The 9,530-nt window shown below is 68.1% G+C and carries 7 protein-coding genes; 5 read left to right on the plus strand and 2 right to left on the minus strand.

What is annotated here, in order from left to right; all coding sequences use genetic code 11:
* Nucleotides 1–161: 161 nt before the first annotated feature.
* The 4 genes from VXC91_RS39045 to VXC91_RS39060 are packed head-to-tail and all read left to right on the plus strand — an operon-like array spanning nucleotide 162 to nucleotide 6,011.
* Nucleotides 162–1,634 (plus strand): site-specific integrase, encoded by a 1,473-nt coding sequence (locus VXC91_RS39045; protein WP_329512104.1) that lies wholly within the window; start codon nucleotides 162–164, stop codon nucleotides 1,632–1,634.
* Nucleotides 1,634–3,352 carry a hypothetical protein gene (locus tag VXC91_RS39050; RefSeq protein ID WP_329512105.1) on the plus strand — a complete coding sequence of 573 codons (1,719 nt, stop codon included), beginning with the start codon at nucleotides 1,634–1,636 and terminating at the stop codon, nucleotides 3,350–3,352. The genes VXC91_RS39045 and VXC91_RS39050 overlap by 1 nt, the downstream gene beginning before the upstream one ends.
* Entirely contained in the window at nucleotides 3,349–5,553 is a 2,205-nt protein-coding gene (locus VXC91_RS39055) for a site-specific integrase (protein ID WP_329512106.1), read from the plus strand. Before VXC91_RS39050 ends, VXC91_RS39055 begins: the two co-directional genes overlap by 4 nt.
* A complete protein-coding gene (locus tag VXC91_RS39060; RefSeq protein WP_329512107.1) occupies nucleotides 5,550–6,011 on the plus strand; it encodes a hypothetical protein in 462 nt (153 codons plus the stop codon). The genes VXC91_RS39055 and VXC91_RS39060 overlap by 4 nt, the downstream gene beginning before the upstream one ends.
* Nucleotides 6,012–6,046: 35 nt before the next feature.
* Here the strand turns inward: VXC91_RS39060 and VXC91_RS39065 are convergent, their stop codons facing one another.
* Nucleotides 6,047–6,568 carry an NUDIX hydrolase gene (locus tag VXC91_RS39065; protein WP_329512108.1) on the minus strand — a complete coding sequence of 174 codons (522 nt, stop codon included), beginning with the start codon at nucleotides 6,566–6,568 and terminating at the stop codon, nucleotides 6,047–6,049.
* A 539-nt stretch (nucleotides 6,569–7,107) separates the two neighbouring features.
* Between VXC91_RS39065 and VXC91_RS39075 the strand changes: the two genes are divergently transcribed.
* A complete protein-coding gene (locus VXC91_RS39075) occupies nucleotides 7,108–7,572 on the plus strand; it encodes an integrase core domain-containing protein (RefSeq protein ID WP_329512109.1) in 465 nt (154 codons plus the stop codon).
* Nucleotides 7,573–7,823: 251 nt separating this feature from the next.
* On the opposite strand, the gene VXC91_RS39080 is transcribed toward VXC91_RS39075, so the two are convergent.
* Nucleotides 7,824–8,699 carry an esterase/lipase family protein gene (locus VXC91_RS39080; RefSeq protein ID WP_329512110.1) on the minus strand — a complete coding sequence of 292 codons (876 nt, stop codon included), beginning with the start codon at nucleotides 8,697–8,699 and terminating at the stop codon, nucleotides 7,824–7,826.
* Nucleotides 8,700–9,530: the final 831 nt, after the last annotated feature.

Below are 9,530 nucleotides of genomic sequence, written 5' to 3' on the forward strand. Positions count from 1 at the left end.
CATACCGGGACGCCCTCGGGCTGTCCACAGAGCTCACCCCGCACTCGCTGCGGCATTTTGTCTCTGCTTAGTTTCTGTGTGGCGATTGGCTTCAACTGGGTTGGTGGCCTGGGGGTTTGGGTTTTGCGCTGAGTCGTGTGGTGTTTCTACTGTCGGCGCTCATGATCCTGAGCTTCTTCTCGTCCCGGGGCTGGGAGTCCTGGGACGTCGAGCATCGGCCGTTGATCCCCGAGGGGATGCCCGTGCTCGTCGACGACGACCTGTGCTTCGAGGACGGTCCGGCCGCGCCGCGTGCGACGGCGGTCGTGAACCGGTGGTTACGTGAGCTCCCGGCCAGTGGTGCGCCATCGTCGAGTTCGTGGGAGAACTACGCCCGGGCGGTGAAGGAGTGGATGGAGTTCCTGGCCGAGCATGGGGTGGAGCTGTTCGACTCGCGGGAGCGGTTGAAGGCGGGGCTGAGCCGGTACGCCGAGCACCGGGCCGCGGGCCCGTTGAAGGTCCGGTTCGCGGCGACGACGTGGGGCCAGCACATGAGCATCCTGTCGCTGTTCTACCGGTGGGCGATCGACGAGGGGTACGCGACGGCCGAGCCGTTCACCTACCGAGCCGCACGGGCCCTGTTCGCCGGGACCGGCCGGGAGGTGAGGGTGAACCTGGCGGTCCGCCGCACGCCGAAGCCGCACGTGACGATCAAGTATCTGGAGCCGGACTTCACCGAGCTCTTCCGCAAGGGACTGCGAGGGCTGGCCCCGGACGGATCGGATGACACCGGCTTCCACGGGCGGGAGCTGACCCGCAACGGGGCCATCGGAGATCTCGCGCTGGCCACAGGGCTGCGACTGCAGGAGTTCACCTACTTGCTGCCCTGGGAGATCCCCGCCCTGCCGCCGGAGCCCACTGCGGTCCCGATCCCGTTCCCGGTGCCGGCCGCCATCACCAAGGGCAAGAAGTTCCGCACCACGTGGATCTCCTACGAGGCCCTCGCCGGTGTTCACGATTACCTGGAACTGGACCGGGCCGCCACCGCCGAGGGCACCCGGTGGCGGCCGCCGCGACGGTGGGGCGAGCCGCTGATGGTGACCGAACCCGACGCCAGGGGCGGGCTGCTCAATGGGATCCGGCGGCCGTGGGTCTCTCTGACTCCGGCCGAGCGCCGCCGTCTGGTCGCCCCGAGCGGGGGTTCGTGTCTGCTGGCGGTGAAGAACGGGGGAGGCCCGTTCACTGCCTGGGCCACCGTCTTCGAGCGCACATCCGAGCGGATCAGGGCCCGGTTCGAGCCCCGGTTCCCGCACGTCTGGCCCCATCGGCTCCGCCACAGCTTCTCGATGAGGACCCTCGAATACCTGGTCACCGGGCACTACCGGCAAGCCGCGAAACTCGTGCGGGACACCGACGCGGACGCCGCGTTGGTCTTCTACCTCACCAAGGCCGACCCGCTGCTCGTGCTGCGCGATTTGCTCGGCCACTCCACGGTTCTGACGACGGAGAAGTACCTCCGTCGCCTGGACACCACTCGCATCTACCGGGAGGCATACGAAGGCGCCGGAGCCGCAGCCGGCCTGATCGACGAGGCGGCGGCCGACCACGAGGCCGACGCCGAGTTCACCGACGACATTCAGGACGGAGACCTCTGATGCCGACCATGCTCATCGACGAACCGCTCGGCATCACCTGCGTGTTCAGCAATGGCAGCCGCGCGGAGTACTCCCTTAGCGACCTGCCGAACCCCGGCCTGGTCCGGGACCTGGCCGCCGGTCTGGTCGACCTGATCCATCCTCACGGCACCGCGGACAGCGCGGGCACCGTCACCTTCTACGTCCTGGCCCTGAAGAGCATGGCCCGCACCCTCGCCGAGCGCGGTTTCACCGGTGATGCCGCCCAGCTGCGGCGCGGTCTGCTGGCCGAGTACTGGATGGGCTGCACCGGCAAGCAGGAGGCACTGACCCGGGGCCTGGTGGAGGGCTTCGCCCGCAGCGGCGGGGGGCTCGGCGAGGGGGTGCTGGAGCTCGCGGCGGGACGGCACTTCAACATCCAGCCCAACCGCCGCTCCCTGGCGCCCTATCCAGAGGCGGACTGGCAGAGGCTGACCGAGGTCTGCCGCACTCTGGTCGACGAGTCGTACGCCGCCCACCGAAGAGCCCTGGCTGAACTCCCCAGCGGACAGCACCCGCAGACCGGCGGCTGGACGGTCGCGAATCTGCGCTGGCTGCTGGCCCGCCTGGGGCCGGTGTCGACTCCGCGCTTCGCCGCGGAACTCGGTATCACGGAGGGCGCCCTGTTCCAGCGGGGCGGCTTCCTACAGGCCAACGCGGAGTTGTTCCCCACGCACAACGCGCTGATTGCCTACCGGCTGTTGTTCGGGATCTACTCCGGCATCGTGCCCGACGGCATCGACGACCTGGTCACCGGCGACGTCGACTGGGCCGGTGACTCCACCGTCCTGCTCTCCTACATCAAGGGCCGCACCGCGGCAGAGAGCGTGAACCTCCCGCGTCGGGCGGTGCGGCTGCTGGAGCAGTGGCTGTCCCATTCGGTCCTGCTGCGGAGCATGTCCGGCCCTCAGGAGCGACGGCGTTTGTGGTTGTCGCTCAGTCGGCCCGGGCAGTTCACCGTGGTCACGGGGTCCGGCGCCCGGGCGGCCATCCAGCGGTGGGTGGTGCGGCACGAGGTGTTCACCCAGGACGGTCAGCCGATGAAGATCCACCGCGCACGGATCCGCACCACGCATCACGCGATGCGGGACAAGAGCACGTGGGCGGGGCGGGGACGGGCGACGATCGATCCGAACCACACCCCCGAGGTCGAGGGCGACCGCTATCTGACGGCCACGACCCCAGTCCAGCAGCAGGCCGTCGAGGCGGTCGTCGAGGACGCCCAGCACGACATGCTCCGGCGGGCCCACCCGCCCACGGTGATCACTGAGGAGGAGGCGGCCGCGCTGGCCGAGGGCTATCCGCAGCTGGTGGCGGCCCTGGATTTGGACGATGCGGCGATCGCCGCACTCATCGGCGGGCAGTGTGATGTGTTCACCGCTGCCTGCGGGGACCAGCTGTCCGGACTGCACGGTCCGAAGGGCAAGCCCTGTCCGGCTCGTCCTTGGGTCTGCCTGCTGTGTCCTCTGGCGGTGTTCGCTCCCCGGCACGCGGTCAACCTGCTGCGCCTCAGGGCGTTCTTCTCCCGGCAGTGGCAGCAGATGCCGGCCGCCCACTTCATGGCCGTCTTCGGCGCCTATGCCGCCCGCATCCAGCAGGTTTTGGACCGCTTCGAGCCGAGTGTCCTCGCATCGGCAACCGGCCAGGTCGACGACGTGGACGAGGAACTGCCGCTGCGGCCCGAGGAGATGACCGCGTGACCACCGCCCTCCCGATCCCCTTCGACGGTCCTTCCGCCGTCTTCACCGGCGCAGATGTCTGCCGCGAGGCCGGGCTGCCTCTTCCCGACGGCTGTCACCGCCCGTTGTTCGAGGACGAGGTCTGGGACTTCAACGGGGTCGTCGGTCTGCCGGTTCAGCTGCCGATCTGCCACCGGCATCTCGACTTCACCGGCATCCGTGATCTGCGCTGGCGCCTGGTCGCCAAGGAACTGCTCCTGGCGATGCTCGCCCCAAGGCACCCGGCCGTCGCCCCGCTGCCCCGGGCTCACCGCACAGCACTCCACCTGCGCAGCTGCGTGGGCCGTCTCGACGAACTTACCCGCCTCTTCCAGTGGCTCGACAAGCGATCCATCGCCAGCCTGGAGGCGCTCGATACACGCCTTTGCGAGGCATACCTGGCCCACCGCCGCTACGTGCTCGACGAACACGGCGCCATCGTCGGCGAACACAGCCCCGGCACGCGACGCGCCGCCGCTCAGGCCGTCGTCGACCTGGTCAACTACCGCGACCTGTTCACCGCGGACCGGGTCGCGGCGACCCTTCGGCCCTGGGGCGGTGCCACCGCCTCAGCGATCGCCGAGATGCCCTCCGGTCGCACGGAGAACAAGACCCAGCCCGTCGAAGACGCTGTCCTGCAGCCCATGCTCGCGGCCGCTCTCTACCTCGTCGACACGCTCGGCCCGCACGCCGTCCAACTGGCGCACGAGATCCGGGAGGCAGACCAATACTCGGCACGACGGCTCAGGGGCCTGCGGAAAGTGGGCGCGAAGAGCAGGGTCCCGGCCCATGAGATCGGGCGCGTGCTCGGTGAGTACACGGATACGTGCACACCCCTGCCCATGCTCGAAGACTGGTACGTCACCTTACGACTCGCTGACGGCTGGGACCCGCACGATCCTCTTCTGCACGTCGCGACGGGCACCCTTGCCCGGCAGGCCGGCCTCAGCCAGTTCGCCACCCCGTGGATGTCCACCCTCCGCGGGCCGCTCGAGGACGCCCTTGCCCAGGTCGGAGTCGACAAACCCTTCGGACAAGACGCGTCCCCCATTCCCACAGCGGATGGGCAAAACTCGCTGCAATGGACTCTGTCACTGCACCGACTCGAGGCCGTCGCCTTGGTCGGGATCGTCCGCACCGCCGCGATCATCGCCACGGCCGCGATCTCCGGGATGCGCGCGAGTGAGCTGATGGAACTGCGGATCGGCTGCCGCCGCCCGCCCCAGGAGCCCGTTCCGGGCCTGGTTCGCTACCGCATCGCGAGCAAGGTCGTCAAAGGCCAACCGCTGGGCGGCACCGACGACGAATGGGTCGTCATCGAACCGGTCCACCGAGCAATCGGCCTCCTGGAGCAACTGCACGAAGACCCCGCAGACGGAGCCCTGCTACTTGGCCGTTTCGCCTTCAACGTCCGCTACCAGTGGTTCAAGAACTGGGTCAACTCCGACGCCGGACAGCGGCTCGGGCTCGCCCCCATTCCCGACGGGCCGGTCAACCTGCGGATGCTGCGGCGGACTTTGTCTCTTGAGATGGCCTACCGGCCGGGCGGTCTCCTGGCCTCCAAGATCCACCTAAAGCACATCGCCGTGGCCACAACGGAAGGTTATGCCTCGCGCCCCGGCGGGGCCCAGGCCGAGCTGTTGTCCGAGGTCAACAAGCACGAGAGCGAGCGCAATCTCCAGCTGGTCCTGGAGGAGTTCCGGAACTACCAGCAGGGCATTCTGCCCGCCGGGCCGGGAGCCCGCAGCCTCACCGAGTTCTTCGCTGGCATCGACGAGAAACTCGACCCCGCAGCAGCATCGGCGCCCAAGATTCAGCGCAATGACCGCGACGTGCTCAACCTACTGACCAAACGTGCCAAGGTCCTCCACCTCGGACCGGCGAACTACTGCTGGTTCACCGACCCCTCCCGGGCACTCTGCCTCAAGCTCGCCGGCACCCCGACGGCGGATCGTCCGCTGGTCGGGATGTGTGACTCCGCCCGCTGCCCGCAGGCCACCCACCACCCCTGCCACCGCCCCGTCTGGGCCGAACACGCCGAACGCACCAAGATCTTCCTCGGCCAGCTCGGCACTCCGCGCAAAACCGAACGCACCCGTCTCCAGGCTGATCACGACCGAGCCCTCCGGGTCGTCGCCGAGATCGACGCCGCCAGCGCCACCATGCACGAGGAGTCCTCATGAGAATCTCCGCAGCCCAGCGGGCCGATAACGAGAACCGCATCCGGGCTGCCATGGACCGCCTCCTGCGCGGCGAGATCCCGCCCGGCGGCAAGTGCGACGTCAAGACCCTCGCCCGCGAGGCCGGCGTCGACCGCACCGCGTTCTACGGCACCCGCCCCTACAGTCACCTCCGCCTCGAGTTCGAACGACGGGTGCAGGCACTGCAGGACGCCGGCGAGATCCCCGACCGCCGCGAGGCGCAGATCATCCGGCTCAAGGCAGAGAACAGCAGACTCAAGGAAAGGCTGGACCAGTCAGAGCAGAGGAACGACGAGCTCTCGGACTTCCGCACACAGGCCCTTGCCCAGCTCGCCGCACAGCATGAGGAAATTGCCCGGCTCCGTGAAACGGCCGCCGGGAATTCCGGGATCAGGCGCCTTCCAACCCCGCGAACCACCGTCATCGGATCCTGCAGTTGATGCCCGCCCTGAACCGAGGCGAGCCGAATCGCCGATCACTCGGCTGCCGGCTCCCTCGCACCGTTTCCGAATCCGGACTCCAGGTATTGGCGCAGAGCTTCCCGCCCTCCCGGAACGAAGCGCCATTCATCAACGACTTCGCGCAGCTCGGCCACTGGCATCCAGTCCTGCCAGCCGATCTCACCCGAGTCCGGGATCAGCGCCTCCGACAGGACGGCCTCATGCACCCCGAGCCAGATGGGGCTAATCCCTTTCCGGCAAAGGAACTTGAACAGGAAGTGCACCGGCACACGAACGCCCAGCTCCTCGGACAGTTCCCGGGCCGCTGCTTCCTCATACGACTCGCCCACGTTCACGGCGCCGCCGACCATCACGTCGTAGTAGCCCGGGAACCGGGGATGAGTCTCGGACCGCCGCAGCACCAAGATCCGTCCTGTTCGATCACGGCAGATCGTCGTTGCGATGCGATGAGGCCAGCCTTCACGCTCCGCCTCGCCTCGCTCGACGACACCCAACACACGGTCGTACTCATCGACATGCTCAACCAGTTCGCTCACGAAGGCACGATCGCACCACTCGCTGACAACGCGACCCTACGGGCACAGCGGCGAGTGATCCGCATCACAATAATTGCCGCGGAATGCAACACACTCGACCGTCTGCGTCGCCCGAAGCGGCCTCACGATCCGGCCTGCTCAATCGCCACACGAGGTCATGCGCACACGGCCTCTGCGGACACAAGCCACTCGTACGTCACGCACCTGACCGAGGACGGGGTGGATCGGCGGTTCATCCAGCAGCAGGTCGGCCACGAGTGCGACAGCTCCCTGGCCATCTACACGCACGTCAGCGACGACTTCATGAACACTTCCCTGCACAAGGCACTCCTGGGGGTATCGGCGCATCCACGGCGACCTCGCCGTACTCGGCATCACGGTGGCACCCTCCACGGTCCGGGAGATCCTGCAAGCGCACGGGATCGAGCCGACGCCCGAACGCGACCGTCACACCTGGGCCGCGTTCCTGCGCGGCCAGGCCCCGCGATTCCGGCCTGCGACTTCTTCACCGTCACTACCCTGAACAGCGCGACCCCTTCATGTCTTCGCCGTCATCGAGCACGCCTACCGGCCGCATCCGCATTCTCGGCGCGACCGCCCACCCCACCGCCGACCGGGTCACCCAAGCCGCGAGGAACCTCGTCAGGGACCCCCAGGACGCCGGCGCCATCACACACCTGATCAGGGACCGCGACAGCAAGTTCACCCGCGCGTTCGACACCGTCTTCGCGGCCGAAGGCATCGAGATCGTCACCACCGGCATCCGCGTGCCCCGCATGAACTCGATCATGGAACGCTGGGTGCAGACCTGCCGATACGCACTCCTCGACCGCACCTTGATCTGGAGCCAGGCCCACCTGCTCCACGCCCTCAGCAAGTTCGAGTCCTTCCACAATCAACATCGGCCTCACCGCACGCAGAACAGCGCAGCCCCCCCTGCGGCCGCTCCCCCAGCCGATCACCGAACCGGGCCGACTCGACCGCCTCGACATCCACCGACGTAACCGACTCGGCGACCTCCTCCACGAGTACGCACATACGGCCTGACCAGCCCGGACGTAATAATCGGCACCCGCCACGTCCCGCATGGCCAGACCGTGATGCGGAGCACCTGCTCGCCGGTGAGTCGGGCGGGGGGTGAACCAGAAACGGGCTTGGGTGTCGGCTCGCGGCGCGAACTGGCCGAGCTCGACCTGACGCGACTGACTACAGAGACATGTCCTGACGCACGCCCGGACGGACCTGACCCCTTTCCTCAGGCTGCAGCCAGGGGCTCGGCGACGCGCGCACCGAGGAGCACGCGGCAGACCTCGCGGACGACCCTGCGGTGCAGGGGCAACGAGACGTGGCCGATGGCCCGCACGGGGACGTTGCTGACCTGAAGGTCGGGGTGGACAAGCCTGGCGTTGGCGGTGGGGACGACCAACTCGTCGAGGTCGCTGTGGAACGCCACGAAGCGGGTTCCGCAACCGGGAGCAGGCCCGGCAAGCTCGACGAGCACGTCGCTGCCCGGACGGAGCTGCCGGATCGCCTGATGTGGCAGCGGCACCATCGCAGCCAGCGTCCCGTGGTGCGGCGCTCCCAGGGTGACCAGCGTGTGCACGCGGGCGTCGCCGCCCATGCGCTGCACGTAATAGCGGGCTATCACGCCTCCGAGGCTGTGGCCGATCACGTGGACGCGCTCGTGTCCGCTGACCTCGCACATCCGCTCCACCTCGTCCGCCAGCAACCGCGCGGCGCTGCGGATGTCATTGCTCAGCCAGCTGTAGTTCAGCGCGGTCACCCGGGAAAAGCCCGCTTGCCGTAGGCCGCGCCTCAGGACAGGGAAGATCGCCCGATTGCTGAACAGCCCGTGGACCAGCAGAACCGGGCTGCCGGCGGAGACGGCCGGAAAGGGCACAGTTCCGTCCGACGGCACCTCCGGGCGGGATCCGGCCTCGGCCGTGTGCCGTTCCTCGCCCATGCCGGACGGGTACAGGGCCAGCGCCGTGATGATCGCGGCCACCTCCACGGCTGCGCCGAACACGGCTCCGGTGAGCATGCGGACGGAGAGCAGGCTCCTGAGGGAACCCGGCAATCCGGCCCGGCCTGGAAGTGTCACTCCCGTGCTGCAGCATCCGAAAAGAGACAAGGGACGACTCCTTACGCCGCACCGCTGCCGGATCCAGGCAGGGAAACGCGCTCTGCCGCGCGGAGAGGACTCCGCTCCGAGCCCGCGCTCGCGGGCCGCCGCCGACCGGGAACCGGCAGGTGACGCGATCCGATCGAACAGATTGCGGGGACGTTAAGTCGAAGTGCCCGGTCTCAGCAATGGGTAGGTGACTCACCTCACAACAGGAGAGTTCACTAGGCCCGAATTGCCGCGAAAGACAGGAATGTGAGCACGAGGTCTGATGATTCTTCACATTCGCGCCGCATCCCGACAGCGGAGGACCGGCGGATCGGGAACCGGCCGCGTCGCCGGAGTCGGAGCACCGCTCGACGGACGGCACAGGTGGGGGAAACGACGCAGCAGGCCGGGAAGACGATTCGCAGTTAGGTGCGGGCCAAGCCCACAGCGGCGCGGACGCCGCGGCCCTGGCGGCCTACCTGCCGTCCTGGTGGATCGGCCGTACGGCGACCTCACCCCCGCTGCCTGCTCGGGTCCTCGGCGAGCTGTGGTCACCGGGAGGCGGACCACACCAGGGGATCGTTGTAGGAGCCCTGGAAGTAGGTGATCTTGGTGATCTTAGCGTTAGCGTCGATAACGTAGGGCTCGCACGACGTCCAGCTGTCACCGTTCCTAAGGACTGAGCATGAGTTGCACAGGCTCAGTCGGGCGCTCCGAACGGTGTTGCGCGTCCTGGTCCCCCGCGTTCGCGCCGCGTCTGGTCCCAGCGGATCGTGTCCGTGGTCCGAGGATGCGGGGGCGGGTTCCGTCACGCCCTGGGGCGCCGCTTGCGGCCTGGGCGGTCCGATGCTC

This window comes from Streptomyces chiangmaiensis (genome assembly GCF_036281785.1).
Lineage (GTDB): Bacteria > Actinomycetota > Actinomycetes > Streptomycetales > Streptomycetaceae > Streptomyces > Streptomyces chiangmaiensis.